Source organism: Arthrobacter sp. NPDC097144, from assembly GCF_044762205.1.
Taxonomy (GTDB): domain Bacteria; phylum Actinomycetota; class Actinomycetes; order Actinomycetales; family Micrococcaceae; genus Arthrobacter_B.
Genome location: NZ_JBIWDW010000002.1, coordinates 473,823 through 492,431 on the forward strand (window position 1 = coordinate 473,823; position 18,609 = coordinate 492,431).

The window sequence follows — 18,609 nt, forward strand, 5'->3', positions numbered from 1 at the left end:
CTCAGCGAAAGCCGGGGCCGGCAGCGAATCGCTTGCCGGCCCCGGCTTTGCGTCACGGAGTTACTGTGCGTAGTCCGTGGAGTTGTAAATGTTCAGATTCAGCGCTGCTGCAACTTGTGCCGCCGCCTTCTGACCGCGCACGCTGTTGCCCACCGGGTCCAGCGGCGGCGAGAAGGCGGCGATGGCCAGCGTTCCCGGCATGACCGCCAAGATGCCGCCGCCCACTCCGCTCTTGCCCGGCAGACCCACCCGGTAGGCCCAGTCTCCGGAAGCGGTATACATGCCTTCCATGGTCATTTCCGCCAGAATCGGCGGGACCAGGGAGGAATCGAACACCTGCTTTCCCGTGACTGGATTCCGGCCCCTGGCCGCTATGGTGGCTCCCATGGTTGCCAGATCCCGGGTGGTCACAAGAGTGGAACACTGCCGGGTGTACACCTCACACGCTTCCATCGGGTCCGAATACATTGTTCCGCCCGAATACATCAGCCAGGCAATGGCACGGTTGTGGAAGTTGGTGGACTGCTCGGAATCATTGACGACGTCGCTGAGGCGGATTTTCCTTCCGGCAAACGCACTTTGCATATCCAGGATTTTGTCCCACCGCTCATCCGGGGAGTCCGCCGGAATGAGTGACACCGTGGACATGGCTCCGGCATTGACCAGCGGTGACAGAGGCTTGTCATCATGCAGGGTCAGCGCAATAACTGAATTGAACGGTTCACCGGTTGGATCCGCGCCCACTTTGTCATGGAATTCCGGCAGCCCCACATCCTGCATCGCCAGGGTCATGGAGAACACCTTGGAAATAGATTCCAGGGCAAACTCGAACCCGGTGTCGCCGGCCTCGAACACGTCGCCGTCGGCCGTTACCACGCAGACGCCAAACAAGGCCGGATCCACGGACGCCAGGAACGGAATGTAACTGGCATTGGCTCCGCCGGTGTCCTTGGCATGGTCCTTGTAAGCCGTTTGGACGGCTTGGGTAATTGCTGATTTGTCCGGCATCATAAGGCTGCGCTCCCGCCTACCGCATGCCCGGGCCGGGGCCTGGGGGTTGGTTTGTCATTGTCGGTGGTCCTGCCCGGCTGCGCCGATTCCTCTCCCGCTGCGCCCGATCCGGACGCGGCTTCCCCGCCGGACGCGCCGCTGAGCGCCTGCTCGACGAGGACCGCGGTGGGAACGGAGGAGGTGGACACCGTTCCCGGATGGGTGTGCTCTATCTGCCAGGTGAACGGTTCAAACCGGCTTTCAGGATCCCGCCAGTGGGGCTTGCGCAAGGCGTAAATTACCAGCGGCAGGATGACGAAGATTGCCGCCCCGCCAACCAGGATGCCCACGTAGACCGTGGGAGAGCCGACGGCAATCTGGTCGGGAGGAATGAAACTGAAGGCAAAGGCCACCAGTGCACCCAGGAAGCCGACGCCGCCAATGAGCCACATCCCGACGTTGCCGCCCGGCACCCGGTAGGGCCGTGGGCGGTTTGGCTGGCTGAACCTCAGGTAAATGGCGCCGGCGAACATCAGCATGTACATGATCAGGTAGAGAATCACCGTCAGCTGGCTCAGGATTTGATAGGCGGCCTGCACCGACGGCAGCACCACGTAGATAATGCCCAGGCCGGTCACGGCAAAAGCCTGGAAGAACAGGATGTGGGTACCCATTCCATGCTTGTTCGTGTGCTGCCAGAAGCGAGGCAGGTAGCCTGCCCGTGCGACAGTGAGCAGTCCGGTGGAGGGACCTGCCACCCACGTGACGACGCCGGCCAATACACCGATCAGGAGCATGAAGGCGACAATCGGACCGGCCCATCCGATACCGGCCCACTCGAACATGTCGTTGTAGGAGGTCAGAAGGCTCTGGGTCAGGTTGATGTCGGCCTGGGGGACCACAAACGCAATGGCGAGCGTGCCCAGGACAAAGATGATCACCGTTCCGGCCGCCGCGATCAGGACGGCAATCGGATAATCACGGGTAGGATTCTTGACCTCCTTGACGTGGATGGCATTCATCTCCATGCCGGCATAGAACAGGAAGATGCTCGCTGCCAGCACCACGTTGGAAAAGTTGGAGAAATCGGGAATGAGCTCACCCCACCCCATCTGGATCTGCGGGGTATTTCCGGCGAAGTAATAGGAGAACCCGAGAACGATGAGAATGATCGCCGGAATAATGGTGCCGATGATCCCGCCCCACTGACTCACCTTGGAGAAGGCTGCCGCTCCGCGGAAAGCAATGAACGTGGCGAGCCAGTACACCACCAGCACCACGGCAAGGACAAAGACTTTGTTGCCTGCCAGCTGCGCATCGAGGTTCCGGTTGTCGCCGGTATAAGCCAGTGAAACCGCACCAAAGGTCAGAACGGTGGGGAACCAGATGGTGACTTCAATGAACAGCATAAACATGGCCAGGAAGGCCCAGCGCGGTCCGAAGGCTTCACCAACCCACCGGAAGACGCCGCCGGTCTCCGGCCATCCGGTGGCCAGCTCGGCGGCCACCAGCGAGACCGGCACCAGGAACACAAGGGCGGCGAACACGTAGTAGAAGATCGAACTCAATCCGTATTCGGCTTCTGAAGGCAAACCTCGAAGGCTGACCACGGCCACGATGTTCATGACCGCCAGGGCTCCAATGGTGATGGTGGCGGTTTGCTTGGATTTCGCTCTTGATGCCTGATCCGGTGCAGGAGTCTTCGGGCTGCCTGCGCCCGGACTCCCCGCGGCTGTGGAACCGCTCGATGCAGTGGAATCACTCATTCCACTCACCTCCTCGGGTTAGTGGTGGAAGCCGGGCTGTGCCGATTCCTGCGGCATCGGCGACTCAAGACGATCGAGGTACTCGGTCTGCTTCCGGATGTCCTCCAGAAGATCGTCCGCAAGATCCATGCTGAGACCGTTGCGGACCACGATTCGTTCCACTGTGAGGTTTTCCAGGTTGCTGGGCATGGGATAAGCCGGTACCAGCCATCCCTTTGTCCGCAGCCGTTCGGCCAGGTCGTACAGCGTCCATTTGTCCGTATAGCCCTCTTTCAGCCGCCAGGCGAACACCGGAATGTCGGTGCCGTCGTTCCACAGCTCAAACGGGCCGATTTCACTGATACCCGAGGAGAGATAAACGGCCACGTCCTGGCAGGCCTGCTGGACCTTGGCATATCCCTCGCGGCCCAGCCGCAGGAACAGGTAGAACTGCAGGACAACCTGGGCACCGGGCCGTGAGAAGTTCAGTGCAAAGGTGGGCATGTCGCCGCCGAGGTAGCTCACGTAGAAGATGAGGTCTTCCGGCAGCCACTGGCGTTCCCGCCAGACCACCCAGCCAAGTCCCGGGTACACGAGCCCGTATTTATGCCCCGAGGTGCTGATGGAGTGCACCCGCTCAATTTTAAAGTCCCATTCCAGGTCCTGCTGGATGAACGGCGCAATCATGCCGCCCGAGGCGGCATCCACATGGATGTTGATATCCAGTCCGGTCGAAGCGTGGATCTCATCCAACTTGGCCGCGATCTGCTTCACGGGCTCGTACATGCCCGTATAAGTGACCCCCATGATGGCCACCACGCCAATGGTGTTTTCGTCAACGTACTTTTCCAGCTCAAAACCGTCCAGGCATTTGTGTTCCTCACTGATGGGAACCAGCCGGGCCTCGACGTCGAAATAGTTGCAGAACTTTTCCCAGCAGACCTGGACGGCCGAACTCATGATCAGGTTCGGTTTGTCCGTGGGTTTCCCATCTGCCCTGCGGGCACTCTGCCAGAGGCGTTTCAGTGCCAGGCCGCCAAGCATGCAGGCCTCAGAGGAACCCACCGTGGACGTCCCAATAGCACCCTCCGGATCAGGGGAGTGCCACAGATCCGCGAGGATCTTCCAGCAGTTCTGCTCGATCCGGGCGGTCTGCGGATACTCGTCCTTGTCGATCATGTTCTTGTCGTACGTCTCGGCGTACAGCTTGTTGGCGTGCTCATCCATCCATGTGCTGACAAATGTCGCCAGGTTCAAGCGGGCGTTACCGTCCAGCATGGTTTCATCGTGGACAATCTGATAAGCCGTTTCCGGCAACATCTGCCCGTCGGCGAGCTTCGTTTTGAGTGCCACTGTTTCCTCACCCGGACGGGCAAAGAGTGGATTAACTGTGAGGGCGTTCTTGTCCCGTTGCTTCGGCATAATTTCGACCTTTCATCGGCGGTGTCGTACCGACACCGGGCCGTAGTGAACGGCGGTCATGAAATCCCCTAGCGGGTGCGGTCAAAACTCTACGCGCGGCCAAAATGGGTTACTAGGGTCGACCGCCGCCGCGGAGTTCCGGGGCGGAAAGTATCCCGGATTGAGGTTTTTCGGCGTCTGGACGGGGCGGAACCGTTGAGGCCCGAGGAACGGGACGCGTACCGTGTGAACCACCCAACTAAGCCCCAGGGCCAGGCTGCCCGGTTCAGCCGGGAGACCGCCGGGGCCTTCTTCAAGGAGACTTTTATGGCTGGACTTGCGCGGCGTGACCGGTTCGAACTGCCAGAACCCGTCCGCAAATTCTTTGAAGGCGACTGGGAAGTCCCGGCCTTCCCGGTGGAGGAATACCGTGACGGCGCCACCATGGTGGTGAAGGCTGAGCTGCCCAACATCGATCCGGACAAGGATCTGGACGTGTCCGTGAGTGACGGCGTCCTTCGCATCAAGGGCGAGCGCCGTGAAAGCAGCGAACAGAAGGACAAGTCCGGCTATCGCAGCGAGTTCCGCTACGGCTCCTTCACCCGCGACATTCCGCTGCCGGCCGGGTCCAGCCAGGACAACGTCACGGCTTCCTACAACGACGGTGTCCTGGAAATCCGGGTTCCCGTGCCGGAAGCAGGCTCCTCCTCCACGAAGGTGCCCATTTCGCGGGGTTAGCCGGCAGGCAGGCACAACCGAACTGGTCACCGCTTTGGCCGGAAGGACCCGATGAGCAACCCAGCACCGGAGACCCGCACAGCCCGCCGCCGCAGATTTCCGGACTGGGTGGTCATTGCGACCCTGGGATGCGGCGGAGTTGTTGTGTCCCTGGAAAAAACGGCGGTGGTTCCCCTGCTGCCGGAGTATCCCCGGATCTTCGGGGTCACGAGTGACGATGTTTCCTGGATGGTCACGGTTACGCTGCTCACCGCGGCCGTAGCCACTCCCATCGTCTCCCGGCTGGCTGACATGTTCGGGAAAAAGCGGATGCTGCTGGTTGCCATGTCCATGATGGTCATTGGCGCCTTCACGGCCTCCCTTGGGGGTACCTTTTTCTGGGCTCTTGTCGGACGGGCACTCCAGGGGTTCTCCGGGGCGGTGATCCCGGTGGGAATCAGTATCCTGCGGGACGCCCTGCCGCAGCGTAAAATCGCCGGCGCCGTGTCTTTGATGAGTGCCAGCTTCGGCATCGGCAGCGCGCTCGGCCTGCCCCTCTCAGGGCTGATTTATCAGCAGCTGGGCTGGGAGGCAACCTTCTGGGTTGTCGGGGTGATTGCCCTGGTCCTGGTTGCCGGCGTCGTGATCTTTGTTCCCGAGTCGCAGGTGCGCACACCGGGCCGGTTCGACTACAGGGGGGCCGTAGTGCTCTCGGCGGCCATGACGGCACTGCTGCTGGCCATCAGTAAAGGCGGAGTGTGGGGGTGGACCAGTGATCCGATCCTGGGACTCTTTGCTGCCGCAGCGGTGCTCCTGGCGCTCTGGTTTCCACTGGAGCTGCGGCAGGGCGAGCCGCTGGTGGACCTGCGCACCTCGGCACGCCGCCCGGTGCTGCTGACCAACGCAGCCACTGTCCTGGTGGGGTTCTCCATGTACGCCAACATGCTGGTGACCACGCAGCAGCTGCAGCTGTCCAAGGAAACCGGCTACGGCTTCGGCCTCAGCGTGCTGGTAGCCGGACTGACCATGATTCCCGCGGGTCTGGCGATGGTGGCAGCTGCACCCCTGTCCGCCCGCGTAACGAATGCGTTCGGTGCAAAGGTCACCATGGTGGTTGGCTGCTCCATCATGGCACTGGGCTACATGTCGCGCGTGATGCTGGTGCACACGGTCACCGGCATCATTATTGGAGCGGTCATCGTCTCCGTGGGAACCGCCGTGGCGATGTCAGCCATGCCGACGCTGATCATGAGCAATGTCCCGCTGACCGATACGGCCGCCGCCAACGGGGTCAACACCCTCCTGCGATCCGTGGGAACCTCAACCTGCAGCGCCGCCGTCGCAACACTCCTGGCGTCGATCACCATCCGTGCGGGCGGAGAAGTCTTTCCGAGTGTGGACGCTTTCCGCGGCATCTTTGCGATGGCATGCGCTGCCGCCCTCATAGCAACCGGCATTTCCTGCTTCATTCCCAAGTCCCCGCGCCGGGAGGCCACCCACCCGCAACTGCACGCGGAACCTGCACAGCAGCCTACGGATTCTGTGGATGCCAGGCAGGAGATCATGGTCAAGGGAACCATGCTGGCCGACGACGGCAGCACCCCGGTCCCGGGAGGCGTGGTGACCGTCATGGACCTGCGCGGGGACCCGGTGGACTGGGACCGCGCCGATGACGGCGGCCGCTACGCCGTCGTACTTCCGGGGAACGGACGCTACGTTCTGGTGGCCACGCAGCACCAGTGGCGGCCGGTAGCGGAAACCCTCGCATTTCCCGGAGTGCCCCGCAGCCATGACGTCCGCTTTGCCGCCCGTCTGGTCCTGACCGGCACGGTTACCCACGGCCGCCGTCCGGTTTCCGGGGCGCTGGTGATCCTGGTTCAAACCTCCAGCCAAAAAACGGTGTCCGCGGTGTCGGACACCAGCGGCAACTATGAGCTCCCGCTGCCCCTGTCCGGAACGTATGTACTCACTGTCGTGGAGCCCGACGGCGTCACCACCCACACGCGGCGCGTCACCCTTCCGGCGCCCAACACTGTCATCGACGTGGAACTTGGCGGCGCCGCCCCCACCACGGGCTTGCGCATATAGGACGCAGCACCGAGGAGAGAAAGCCCACACCTCTGTCTTTGCTCCGTACTTGATTCAAGGCATAAGATCGACCAGGCGTAAAGTGTCTATGGTCCCGGGTGGGCCGGCGCGAGGGCTCGTTCCCCGCCGCAGCACCGATGTTGTACAGCACCGATGTTTTACACGCCGGTTAGACAGACTCCTTTTCCTTCAGTCTTTTAGTTAGGGTACGTGGTGGATTTCACCCTCATGGTGGCGCTGGTGATCGCGCTCGCATTATTCTTCGACTTCACCAACGGCTTTCACGACACAGCCAATGCAATGGCAACTCCTATTGCAACAGGTGCCATCAAGCCGAAGACCGCCGTAGCCCTGGCTGCGGTACTTAACCTGGTGGGAGCTTTCCTGTCCACTGAGGTTGCAAAGACCATTTCCGGCGGAATCATCAGGGAAGGCGACGGAGGCATCCAGATCACGCCGGTGATGATTTTCGCCGGCCTGCTGGGTGCCGTGATTTGGAACCTTATTACCTGGCTGCTGGGACTTCCGTCCAGCTCCTCGCACGCACTCTTCGGCGGACTGATCGGCGCCGCCATTGTTGGCGCCGGCTTCGGCTCCGTGGACTACTCCGTGCTGATGTCCAAGGTGATCCTGCCGGCGTTCATCGCCCCGGCAATCGCGCTGTCCGTGGCCTATCTGGCTACTAAGCTCGCCTACTCCATCACCCGCAGGCACGATCCTGATTCGGGGGACAAGCTGCCCCGCAAGCGCGGCGGCTTCCGCTACGCGCAGATCTTCTCTTCGTCCCTGGTGGCTCTTGCACACGGAACCAATGACGCGCAGAAGACCATGGGTGTCATCACTCTGGTGTTGATTTCCGGCAGCTTCCAGGAAGCCGGCACCGGCCCCGCCTTCTGGGTGGTTGCCTCCTGCGCCATCGCCATTGCTGCAGGCACCTACGCCGGCGGCTGGCGCATCATCCGCACCATGGGCACCGGCCTGACTGACGTCAAGCCGGCCCAGGGCTTTGCCGCTGAAACCAGTACCGCTGCCGCCATCCTGGCCTCGACACACCTGGGCATGGCCCTTTCCACCACGCAGGTGGCTTCGGGCTCGGTGATCGGCTCCGGCCTCGGCCGCAAGGGTGCCGAAGTGCGCTGGGGAACTGCGCGCCGGATCGCGGGGGGCTGGCTGCTGACCCTGCCCGCCGCCGCCGTGATGGGTGCTGCTGCCGCGGCACTGGCCAGCACGGGAATGGTCGGAGTCACCATTGACGCGATCCTCGGCGTGGCCATCATTGCCTTCATCTTCCTCTGGTCCCGCCGCAACAAGGTGGGCCATGACAACGCCGTCAGCAACATCGACAACGCCGGCGCTGCCGTGCGCATCAAGAAGCGCAAGTCCCGTTCCAAGAGCTCCGCATCAGCTCGCACCAAGGTCAAGGAATCAGCAAAATGAGCATCAACTGGCTCGCCTACCTCGTGGTGGCTTTGGTTACCCTGGTCTCCGCGCTCGTCGTCGTCGGCCTGTATTCAACCGGTGTGCGGCTTTACGCCGTGGCCTGTGATCCGCAGCCGGGGCCCGCGGCCCGCGGCCGGCTCGGCCTCGTGAAGTTCGGCGCCTACGCCTGCTTCACTGTCTGCGCCGCTTGCGTCCTCTTCGGCATCTACCTGATTGTTCCCGCCCTGCACGGTTAGTCCCGGGGCATGCAAAAGCCCGGCGCCGGCAGCCACTTTCGTGGTTGCCGGCGCCGGGCTTTTGCGTGGGGACTGTAGCCCCGCTGGGGGATCCCCCAGCTGCAGGGTCCTTACGAGGCGTCAGCGTAGGCCGGGTAGTCCGTGTAGCCGGCAGCCGAATCGGAACCGTCGGAGTAGAACGTGGACGGGTCCGGGGTGTTCAGCGGCAGATCTTCCTGCCAGCGGCGCACCAGGTCCGGGTTGGCGATGGCCGGGCGGCCAACAACCACACCGTCGCACAGTTCGTTCGCCATCATGCCGATGGCTTCTTCACGCGTAGTGATGACCCCGAAGCCTGAGTTCAGCAGTACCGGGCCGTCAAAGCTGCGGCGCAGTTCCTGGACGAGGATGTCCGAGGGATCCTTGTGCAGGATGCTGAGGAATGCAGGCTTCAGCGGAGAAATTCCGTTGACCAGCGCGGTGTACGTGGCCAGGGTCTCGGCCGGATTGGTCTCCAGCGCGCCCTGGACGTTGTGCTCCGGGGAGATCCGGATGCCCGTGCGGTCTGCGCCAATGGCTTCAGCCACGGCACGGTAGACCTCAATGACAAACCGCGCGCGGTTCTCGGGCGAACCGCCGTAGATGTCAGTGCGCTGGTTGGCTCCGGCGGCCAGGAATTCGTGCAGCAGGTAACCGTTGGCGCTGTGCAGTTCCACGCCGTCGAACCCGGCCTTCATGGCTGCACGGGAACCGGCAACGAACTCTTCGATGATTCCGGGCAGCTCGGCGGTGGTGAGGGCGTGGGGCACGGGGAAGGGCTGCTTGCCCTCATAGGTGCGGGTCACGCCGTCGATTGCGATGGCGCTGGGCGCCACCACTTCGCGGCCGCCGTTGGTTCCGGAGTGGGTGACCCGGCCGGCGTGCATCACCTGCGCGACAATCCGCCCGCCGGCTGCGTGGACGGCGTCGGTGACGTTCTTCCAGCCGGCAATCTGCTCGTCGGTGACCAGCCCTGGCTGGCCGGTGAAACCCTGGCCCGCGAAGGACGGGTAGGTTCCTTCACTCACAATGAGGCCCAACGAGGCCCGCTGGCTGTAATGCTCCGCCATCAGCGCTGTGGGGACGCCGTCGCGGCCGCTGCGGGTGCGGGTCAACGGTGCCATGATCAGGCGGTTGGGCAGTTCAATGCTGCCGAGGGTCAACGGAGAAAAGAGATTCACAGGAGTCTTTCTGTAGAGCGCACCGCGGACGGTTTCCGGCGCGGCGCTTATGTTCTGTCCAGTTGGGCCAACCGGCAAACCGGCCGAGGTATTCCATGGGACGCAGCACATCTGCCGGACTAGCATGGGCGGCATGGCCGGAACTGTCTATTTCGTTGCTGCGTCTTTGGACGGGTTCATTGTCGACGCGCGGAATTCGGGGGAGCTGTTCAAGCAGTTCACCGGGAGTGCCGGGGCGGGGAGCGCCGGGGCCGGTTCTGGATTCGGAGTGGTGGCAATGGGTGCTGAAACTTACCGCTCCTTTGAAGGCTCACCGAAGTCATGGCCTTACGGAACTCTTCCCGCCTGGGTATTTACCCACCATGAGCTTGCGGCAATTCCGGGAGCGGACATTACTTTTGTGCGCGGTGAGGTGGCCGAATTCCATGCCGACCTTCAACTGGACGCTGGAGGGCACGGCGTCGCACTGTGCGGCGGCGGGAATCTTGCCGCCCAGTTCATGGAGTCCGGACTGGTGGATGAAATGGTGCTGATGGTTCTTCCGGTGGCCCTGGGCAGCGGACGGCCCGTGCTGCCTGTTCGGAAAGCGACGGGTCATGCCTCCTTGGTGGAGGGGCGGTCAATGGGTCAGGGAGTGGTGCGGCTGCACTATCGCTTTCAGGACTGACTCTCTCTGGATCGAGGCGTGTTGGACCGAGGCTCTCTGGGTCGACGCTGTCTGCGGTCATGCTTTGGCCCGGGGAAATGGCTCGGGCCTCAGAAATATGCGTAGTCCTCCAGTAACGTCGTCAAGAGATTTGCAGCCATTTATGAGCTCCTGAGACCTAAAATAGTAAACATGTTCGAATATCAGGGGAGCGATGACAGTGAGAGGCGAGCCGGAGGAATGCCCGCCTCGATTCCTCCGCTTCCCTCGCCTGCCGACAACCCGGCTCCGCTTTCCTCCGAGCCAGGTTGCTTGCCCATCGGCGCGTGGTTGGAGGAACTGGCCCTTGTGGCTCCCCTCCCAAGGGACTCGGAGGATAAAACCGGCCGAGCTGGAGAAGCCGGAGAATTCGTCTCTGCAACTGCAACTGCCCGCGCGGGACCTGAAACTGCCGTTGCCCGCGCGGCAACGGGCGCCAGAACTGCCCCCGCGCTACTGATTGATCAAATTCGGGCCTTGGAGGAGCTCAAGGCTGCCGCATCTGCTGCTCAGGCTCGAGCTGCCGCGGCATTCGACAGTGCCATGCGAGAGCATCAAGCGGCGGCCGGAGTCGCAAGAGATCAACAGGGCAAGGGTATTGGGGCGCAGATCGGGTTCGCGCGGCGCGAATCCCCGCACCGGGGCACCCGGCTGCTTGGCTTGGCGCGGATCCTGACGCAGGAGATGCCGCACACGTTGCATGCTCTGAGCGCTGGAATTATCAGTGAATGGCGGGCCACAATCCTGGTGCGGGAAACCGCCTGTCTGGCATTGGAGGCCCGGTTGCGGATCGACCAGTTAGTGGCCGGCAATCCGGGAGAGCTGCAAAGCCTGGGGGACAGGCAGCTGATCGCACGGGTGAAAGCCCTGGCCTATGGGATGGATCCGGCCTCCGTTGTAAACCGTGCGGCGAAAGCTGTTTCAGACAGGTTTGTGTCCTGCCGTCCGGCACCGGACACCATGACGTACCTCACCGGCTTGCTTCCAGTGGCCCAGGGAGTGGAGGTCTATGCGACTCTTTCCCGGGAAGCGGACCGTCTTCGCGCCGCCGGGGATGCGCGGGGACGCGGACAAATCATGGCCGACACACTGGTGGAACGCATCACGGGACGCTCCGAAGCAGGAGCCGTGCGGATTGAAGTTCAACTCATCATGACCGAGGGCTCGCTGCTGGCATCGTCGTCGGAACCAGCCGCGCTGGCCGGTTACGGTGTGGTTCCGGCACAGTTTGCACGGGATCTGGTCCGCCGGAGCGTTGGTTCTTTCGGGGAGGTGGAACCGGGTGCTGCCCCGCTTCCCGCTGCAGGTTCGGAGGAAGCCAGGAGACGCAAAGTCGGCAGCAAGCAGGACGAGGCAGCAGAAGTATGGTTGCGGCGGCTGTACACCGCACCCTCAACCGGTCAGCTCGTGGCCATGGATTCGAAGGCACGGCTGGTGCCTGCAGGCATGGCGCGGTTCATAGCAGCGAGGGACCAAACCTGCCGAATGCCGTGGTGCGGGGCACCGCTGAGGCACTTTGACCATATACAGCCCCACAGCAGGGGTGGACCCACCAATGCCGACAACGTGCAGGGACTGTGTGAAGCCTGCAATCAGGCCAAGGAAGCACCCGGATGGAGCAGCTCATCAGTCGTGCCGCTGGGCGGGACCGCCGGAGCTGACGGCAATCCGGCGGATGCACGCCATACCGTGGAAACAGTCACACCCACGGGGCACCGCTACAGGTCCGCCGCACCGGCTCCTCCCGGCACCCGCTCCAGGGCGGCCTGAGCGGTGACGAATGCTCCGGGCCCGGGCCTAACGCTCGTCGCGGATCATGTTGGTGATGCGGGCGGTGCTGAGCCGTCGGCCCTGTTCATCGGTCATGATCACTTCGTGCGTCACCAGGGTACTGCCCAAGTGGATGGCCGTTGCGGTGCCGGTGACAATCCCCGATGGTGCGGCGCGGTGATGACTGGCTCCGATCTCAATGCCCAGTGCCTGCCGGCCCGGCCCAGCATGAATGGCTGCACCAAAAGAGCCCAGGGTTTCCGCGAGCACCAGATGGGCGCCTCCGTGCAGAATGCCTGCCACCTGCTCGTTTCCGGCCACAGGCATCGTGGCCACCAGCCGTTCCGCACTCATCTCCGAGAAACGAATGCCCATCTTCACCACCAGCGGGCCAACCCCGTGCGCACTGAGCCAGCCGTGCATCTCCGGCGGGATCCCGGCTTCGTTCAATTCGTCGGTGTAGTCGCGGGCTGTCTCGGAGGAGGCCCCGGTGCCCGGCGTGAAAATGTCGCTCATGCCAACTAGGCTTACATCTGTGAGTGAATCTACCAAACTGGCCGATATTCAAGCAGAAACCCCTGCCGGAACCGTTGTTGAGGAGACCGCTGGGCCCGACGCCGCAGCCGCCCCCGAGGCGCTTGGAACCGTTTCAGCAGGAGGACACAGCCGGCTGCTGGTGATTGACGGCCACTCCATGGCCTTCCGTGCCTTCTATGCCCTGCCGGCGGAAAACTTTTCCACGGACACCGGGCAGCACACCAACGCGGTTTACGGATTCACTTCCATGCTCATCAACCTCATCAAGGAGGAGAAGCCCACCCACGTAGCGGTGGCCTTTGACCTTGACACTCCCACCTTCCGGTCGGAGGAGTACACGGAGTACAAGGGCGGACGCAACAAGACGCCCGAGGAGTTCCACGGGCAGATCGACCTCATCATCAAGGTGATGGAAGCCATGCGCATCCCCACGATCTCCATGGACGGCTTTGAGGCGGATGACATTCTGGCCACGCTGGCCGAAAAGGCCTCGGCCCGGAACTGGGATGTCATGGTCGTATCCGGCGACCGCGATGCCTTCCAGCTTGTGGATGACCGGGTCACCGTCTTCTATCCCAAGAAGGGCGTGTCCGACCTGCCGCGCATGGACGCCGCAGCGGTTGAGGCGAAGTATCTGGTTCCGCCGGACAAATATTCGGACCTCGCCGCCCTGGTGGGCGAATCCGCGGACAACCTGCCGGGGGTGCCCGGCGTGGGCCCCAAAACCGCTGCCAAATGGATCAAGCAGTACGGCGGGCTTGAGGGCATCCTCGAGAACCTGGACAACATCAAGGGCAAGGTGGGGGACTCCCTCCGTGCCAACATCGAGGACGTTAAGCGCAACCGCCGCCTGAACCGCCTGCTGCGGGACCTTGACCTGCCGGTTGACCTGGATGCCATGGCTGCCCGGCGCCCCGACCGTGAAGCCATAGAAGAGCTCTTTGACGCCCTGCAGTTCAACGCGCTGCGCAAGCGTCTGTTCGACGTCTACGGCGAAGAGGAAACTGCGACCACCGGGCACGAACTCCTGCCGCCGGAACACGTCACCATCACGGACGCCGCGGCACTGAAGAACTGGATTGACTCCACCAACCAAGCCAAGACTGCAGTGCAGCTGGTGACGGAAGGGGCAGCGGCAGGGCGCGACGTCGTCGGGCTGGCTCTGGTGACTGCCTCGGCGGCGGCGTATGTTCGGCTGACCGAGATCGACGCCGACACCGAGCAGGTGCTCGCGGCCTGGCTGGCGGACCTGGACGCGCCGAAGGTCGTCCACGATTTCAAGGAGGCCTATAAGGCACTGGCGGCGCGCGGCCTGCACCTGGCCGGCGAAGTTGATGACACCGCTATTTCCGGTTACCTCATCCAGCCGGACCGCCGCAGCTACGATCTCGCGGACCTGAGCCAGCACCACCTCCGGATGTCCCTGACTCCGTCCGCTCCCGGATCCAACCAGCTCCAGCTGCAGCTTGAAGAAGAAGACGTCGCATCGCCGGCGGTGATGCAGGCTTTCGCCGCGCTGCAGCTGAGCGAGCATTTCGCGGGACAGCTCGTGGACCGCGGCGCCAACCAGCTCCTGGGCGGATTGGAACTGCCGCTGTCCGAGGTCCTGGCCGAAATGGAACTGGCCGGCATCGCGGTGTCCACTGAAAAACTGGACCGGCTGCTGGATGACTTCAGCGCCACCATCGCCCAGGCCAGCAGCGAAGCCTTCAGCATCATCGGCAAGGAAATCAACCTCGGTTCGCCCAAGCAGCTGCAGGTGGTGCTCTTTGATGAGCTGGGCCTGCCCAAGACCAAGAAAATCAAGACGGGCTACTCCACGGACGCCGACGCCCTTTCGGACCTCATCATCAAGACCGGTGGACATCCGTTCCTGGCCAACCTGATGGCGTACCGGGATGCAACCAAGCTGCGCCAGACCGTTGAAGGCCTGCGCAAGGCAGTGTCCGATGACGGCCGCGTGCACACCACGTACGTCCAGACGGCGGCAGCCACCGGACGCTTGTCCTCCACCAATCCGAACCTGCAGAACATCCCCATCCGGTCCGAAGAAGGCCGGCGCATCCGGGAAGTGTTCACCGTGGGCGAGGGGTATGAAACCCTCCTCACCGCGGATTACTCCCAGGTGGAAATGCGGATCATGGCGCACCTCTCCGGGGATGAGGGCCTGATTGCCGCGTTCCGGGCGGGGGAGGACCTGCACCGGTTTGTCGGCTCGCACATCTTCGGGGTTCCGCCGGAAGAAGTCACCAGCGCCATGCGCTCAAAGGTCAAGGCGATGTCCTACGGCCTGGTCTACGGTCTGAGCTCCTTCGGCCTGTCCAAGCAGCTGGCCATTCCGGTGGACGAGGCACGAACCTTGATGCGGGACTACTTCAGCCGCTTCGGTGCGGTGCGCGATTACCTGCGCGGCGTAGTCGAGCAGGCCCGGAAGGACGGCTTCACCTCCACCATCGAAGGCCGCCGGCGGTATCTGCCGGACCTGTCCAGCGACAACCGGCAGCTGCGTGAAATGGCTGAACGTGCCGCACTGAACGCCCCGATCCAGGGCTCAGCCGCGGACATCATCAAAAAGGCCATGCTGGGCGTTGACGCGGAGCTGAAGGCGCAGAACCTGAAGTCCCGGATGCTGCTGCAGGTCCATGACGAACTTGTGCTTGAAGTCGCCCCCGGCGAACGCGAGGCGGTGGAAAAGCTGGTGCGTGAGCAGATGGGCTCCGCTGCGGACCTGTCGGTTCCGCTGGATGTCTCCGTGGGCGTGGGCGTCAGCTGGCACGAGGCCGGGCACTAAGGGCATGGCGGGTTCACCGGGAACGGATGAGGTTGCGGGGCTGCGGTTCGACTCGTTCGCGCCGGGGTACGACGACGCCGGCACGGCGGCGGATACCCGCACCGCCAACTGGTTCGAGGCCGTCAAACTCGGATTCCATGAGCAACGGGCGGACTCCAAACCTTTGCCCGGGCTGGTGGACGGATACCTCCGGGACCGGCGCCTCCTGACTATGATGACGCAGCACCGGAGTTCGCCTGGGACGCGGCCGTCCCGGTGGCCACCTACGCCACCATGGTTGACTCCCTGAATGTAGGCGGCGGACGTTTGCTTCCCGCACATTTGGTGACTGCTGTGACGGTGCGCCCCACGCACCGCCGCCGCGGCGTCCTGCGCGCCATGATGACGCGCGACCTGCGCCGGGCCAAGGACGCAGGGCTGGCGCTGGCCGGGCTGACGGCGTCGGAGGCCACCATCTACGGACGCTTCGGGTTCGGCGCGGCCACCTCCGCCGCGGAAACCAGAGTGGATTCCCGCGGCGGGCTGGAGTTCACGGCTTCTCCTGCCGGGAGCATCGCCGTCGCGGACAACTCCAAGCTCCTGTCGGTCGCACCGGAAATCTACCGTGCCCACCTGCAGGGAACCTTCGGCGCCCTTGGGCGGCAGCACGGCTACTGGATGCGCGCATCCGGAGCTTGGAGCGAGGAAACCTCCGAGCCGGACAAAGCCCTCCGCGGGGTGATCCGCTACAACCAGGACGGTATTCCCGACGGCTACGTAACGTACAAATCCCTCGGCTGGCAAACCGATCCGCATACCGTCAAGATCACGGACCTCGTGGCGGCCAGCGACGAGGCCTACCGCGAACTGTGGCGCTACCTCGGCTCCATCGACCTGGTGGAACGGCTGACCTTCGACGTGGCACCGGTAGCCGATCCGCTGCCGTGGATGCTGGCCGACCGCCGCCGCTACTCCGGGTCAGGCACCCTTGTCCTGACCGTCCGGGATCCGCTGGGAATGGCCAACGGCGTGTGGCAGCTGGACGCACACGGCGGAACCGGCATTGTCCACCCGGCGGAGGGAGGGACCGTTCCTGCGGGCGCAGAGGCCGTCGACATTGACATTGCCGCCTTGGGGTCCCTGTATCTGGGCGGAGTCAGCGCGCCCACCCTGGCTGCAGCGGGCGGAATACGCGGCAGCCGTGCTGCGTTGGACCTCACTGATGCACTCTTCACAGCAGGTCCGGCACCCTACTGCAGCACTATGTTCTAGCTGATGCAGAACTACTTTCCTGAAAGTACTCTGGGTGCTTTGACCTGAGTTGCAAGCTGCGGCTAGACTGATCTGGCGCGTAATTGCGCAGTAAGTTACCAATTCTGTCCATCTCCGGACAAACAAGCACTGTCTTGCGGCAGGCCCTGATCGGCTGCTCTGAGTTCGGTGGGAGCGCATCCGGAATACAAAACAACTTCCACATCGGAGTCCCAACTACATGACCATCACCACCACCGAGAAGTCCAGTACCCCGCAGGTCGCTATCAACGACATCGGTACTGCCGAGGACTTCCTCGCCGCCATTGACGCAACCATCAAGTACTTCAACGACGGAGATCTCGTCGAAGGTACCGTCGTCAAGGTTGACCGCGACGAGGTCCTGCTCGACATCGGTTACAAGACCGAGGGTGTCATCCCTTCCCGTGAGCTTTCCATCAAGCATGACGTTGATCCCGGAGACGTTGTCTCCGTTGGCGATCAGGTTGAAGCTTTGGTCCTCACCAAGGAAGACAAAGAAGGCCGCCTGATTCTCTCCAAGAAGCGCGCACAGTACGAGCGCGCCTGGGGCGACATCGAGAAGGTCAAGGAAGAAGACGGCGTCGTTACCGGTACCGTCATCGAGGTTGTCAAGGGTGGTCTCATCCTGGACATCGGCCTGCGCGGCTTCCTGCCGGCCTCCCTCGTCGAGATGCGTCGTGTCCGCGACCTGGCTCCGTACATCGGCCAGCAGATCGAAGCCAAGATCATCGAACTGGACAAGAACCGCAACAACGTTGTTCTGTCCCGCCGTGCATGGCTCGAGCAGACGCAGTCCGAGGTTCGTTCCACGTTCCTCAACAAGCTGGAAAAGGGCCAGGTTCGTCCGGGCGTTGTTTCCTCCATCGTCAACTTCGGTGCATTCGTGGACCTTGGCGGCGTAGACGGTCTCGTCCACGTTTCCGAGCTGTCCTGGAAGCACATCGACCACCCCTCCGAGGTCGTTGAAGTTGGCCAGGAAGTCACCGTTGAGGTTCTGGAAGTTGACCTCGACCGCGAGCGTGTCTCCCTGTCGCTGAAGGCTACGCAGGAAGATCCGTGGCAGACCTTCGCCCGCACCCACGCCCTGGGCCAGGTTGTGCCGGGTAAGGTCACCAAGCTGGTTCCGTTCGGTGCGTTCGTTCGCGTTGAAGACGGCATCGAAGGCCTGGTCCACATCTCCGAGCTGGCTGTCCGCCACGTAGAGCTGGCCGAGCAGGTTGTTTCCGTTGGAGACGAACTGTTCGTCAAGGTCATCGACATCGACCTCGAGCGTCGCCGCATCAGCCTGTCGCTGAAGCAGGCCAACGAGGGCGTAGACCCCGAAGGCACCGAGTTCGACCCGGCTCTGTACGGCATGGCCGCAGAGTACGACGAAGCCGGCAACTACAAGTACCCGGAGGGCTTCGACCCCGAGTCCAACGAATGGCTCGAAGGCTACGAGACCCAGCGCGCCGCTTGGGAGCAGCAGTACGCTGACGCCCAGGCCCGCTGGGAAGCCCACAAGAAGCAGGTTGCACAGCACGCTTCCGAGGACATCGCAGCTGCTTCGGAGTCTTCCGAATCCGGCACCACGAGCTACTCCTCCGAGCCGGCCGTTGCTGAGACGGGTGCCGGCACGCTGGCTTCCGATGAAGCACTCGCCGCTCTGCGCGAGAAGCTCACGGGCAACTAATTTCCCGGTGCGCTGACTGACCGGTTGAGTTGGCCGGTCGGTATTAGCTCCAAAAAAGCGGGCCCC

General features: G+C 63.0%; 15 protein-coding genes. 9 read left to right on the forward strand and 6 right to left on the reverse strand.

Annotated features, from left to right (window positions below; translation table 11 throughout):
- Window positions 1-60: 60 nt before the first annotated feature.
- From glsA to ACIQXM_RS05885, 3 genes are read right to left on the reverse strand one after another with little or no spacing between them, the layout of a single operon-like run.
- Window positions 61-1,011: a glutaminase A gene (glsA, locus tag ACIQXM_RS05875; protein ID WP_400928941.1), complete on the reverse strand. Its 951-nt coding sequence runs from the start codon at window positions 1,009-1,011 to the stop codon at window positions 61-63.
- On the reverse strand, window positions 1,008-2,756 hold the full coding sequence (gene gadC, locus ACIQXM_RS05880) for a putative glutamine/gamma-aminobutyrate antiporter GadC (RefSeq protein WP_400928944.1): 1,749 nt from the start codon (window positions 2,754-2,756) through the stop codon (window positions 1,008-1,010). The genes glsA and gadC overlap by 4 nt, the downstream gene beginning before the upstream one ends.
- A gap of 18 nt (window positions 2,757-2,774) precedes the next feature.
- Complete coding sequence (locus tag ACIQXM_RS05885) at window positions 2,775-4,157, reverse strand: glutamate decarboxylase (RefSeq protein WP_400928947.1); 1,383 nt, start codon at window positions 4,155-4,157, stop codon at window positions 2,775-2,777.
- Between the two features lie 306 nt (window positions 4,158-4,463).
- Between ACIQXM_RS05885 and ACIQXM_RS05890 the strand changes: the two genes are divergently transcribed.
- The 4 genes from ACIQXM_RS05890 (at window position 4,464) to ACIQXM_RS05905 (ending at window position 8,617) form a co-directional block, all read left to right on the forward strand.
- On the forward strand, window positions 4,464-4,874 hold the full coding sequence (locus ACIQXM_RS05890; RefSeq protein ID WP_400928950.1) for an Hsp20/alpha crystallin family protein: 411 nt from the start codon (window positions 4,464-4,466) through the stop codon (window positions 4,872-4,874).
- A gap of 51 nt (window positions 4,875-4,925) precedes the next feature.
- Complete coding sequence (locus ACIQXM_RS05895) at window positions 4,926-6,941, forward strand: MFS transporter (protein ID WP_400928952.1); 2,016 nt, start codon at window positions 4,926-4,928, stop codon at window positions 6,939-6,941.
- A gap of 213 nt (window positions 6,942-7,154) precedes the next feature.
- Entirely contained in the window at window positions 7,155-8,378 is a 1,224-nt protein-coding gene (locus ACIQXM_RS05900; protein WP_400928955.1) for an anion permease, read from the forward strand.
- On the forward strand, window positions 8,375-8,617 hold the full coding sequence (locus ACIQXM_RS05905) for a hypothetical protein (RefSeq protein ID WP_400928958.1): 243 nt from the start codon (window positions 8,375-8,377) through the stop codon (window positions 8,615-8,617). Before ACIQXM_RS05900 ends, ACIQXM_RS05905 begins: the two co-directional genes overlap by 4 nt.
- 110 nt (window positions 8,618-8,727) lie before the next feature.
- Here ACIQXM_RS05905 and ACIQXM_RS05910 read toward each other — a convergent pair whose 3' ends face one another.
- Window positions 8,728-9,816, reverse strand: a complete 1,089-nt coding sequence (locus tag ACIQXM_RS05910) for an alkene reductase (RefSeq protein WP_400928961.1) — start codon at window positions 9,814-9,816, stop codon at window positions 8,728-8,730.
- Between the two features lie 133 nt (window positions 9,817-9,949).
- Between ACIQXM_RS05910 and ACIQXM_RS05915 the strand changes: the two genes are divergently transcribed.
- The gene (locus ACIQXM_RS05915) at window positions 9,950-10,483 is read left to right on the forward strand and encodes a dihydrofolate reductase family protein (protein WP_400928964.1); all 534 of its coding nucleotides are present in this window, start codon (window positions 9,950-9,952) and stop codon (window positions 10,481-10,483) included.
- 561 nt (window positions 10,484-11,044) lie between these two features.
- Window positions 11,045-12,271 carry an HNH endonuclease gene (locus ACIQXM_RS05920; RefSeq protein ID WP_400928967.1) on the forward strand — a complete coding sequence of 409 codons (1,227 nt, stop codon included), beginning with the start codon at window positions 11,045-11,047 and terminating at the stop codon, window positions 12,269-12,271.
- A 27-nt stretch (window positions 12,272-12,298) separates the two neighbouring features.
- Here ACIQXM_RS05920 and ACIQXM_RS05925 read toward each other — a convergent pair whose 3' ends face one another.
- Window positions 12,299-12,787, reverse strand: a complete 489-nt coding sequence (locus ACIQXM_RS05925; RefSeq protein ID WP_400928970.1) for a PaaI family thioesterase — start codon at window positions 12,785-12,787, stop codon at window positions 12,299-12,301.
- Window positions 12,788-12,806: 19 nt separating this feature from the next.
- On the opposite strand from ACIQXM_RS05925, the gene polA reads away from it, so the two are divergent.
- Window positions 12,807-15,599 (forward strand): DNA polymerase I, encoded by a 2,793-nt coding sequence (gene polA, locus ACIQXM_RS05930; protein ID WP_400928972.1) that lies wholly within the window; start codon window positions 12,807-12,809, stop codon window positions 15,597-15,599.
- A 13-nt stretch (window positions 15,600-15,612) separates the two neighbouring features.
- On the opposite strand, the gene ACIQXM_RS05935 is transcribed toward polA, so the two are convergent.
- Window positions 15,613-15,738: a hypothetical protein gene (locus ACIQXM_RS05935; RefSeq protein WP_400928975.1), complete on the reverse strand. Its 126-nt coding sequence runs from the start codon at window positions 15,736-15,738 to the stop codon at window positions 15,613-15,615.
- Between the two features lie 116 nt (window positions 15,739-15,854).
- Here ACIQXM_RS05935 and ACIQXM_RS05940 point away from each other — a divergent pair, with 116 nt between their 5' ends.
- Window positions 15,855-16,850, forward strand: a complete 996-nt coding sequence (locus ACIQXM_RS05940) for a GNAT family N-acetyltransferase (RefSeq protein ID WP_400928978.1) — start codon at window positions 15,855-15,857, stop codon at window positions 16,848-16,850.
- A 220-nt stretch (window positions 16,851-17,070) separates the two neighbouring features.
- Window positions 17,071-18,543 carry a 30S ribosomal protein S1 gene (rpsA, locus tag ACIQXM_RS05945; RefSeq protein ID WP_400928981.1) on the forward strand — a complete coding sequence of 491 codons (1,473 nt, stop codon included), beginning with the start codon at window positions 17,071-17,073 and terminating at the stop codon, window positions 18,541-18,543.
- The last annotated feature ends 66 nt before the right edge of the window (window positions 18,544-18,609 follow it).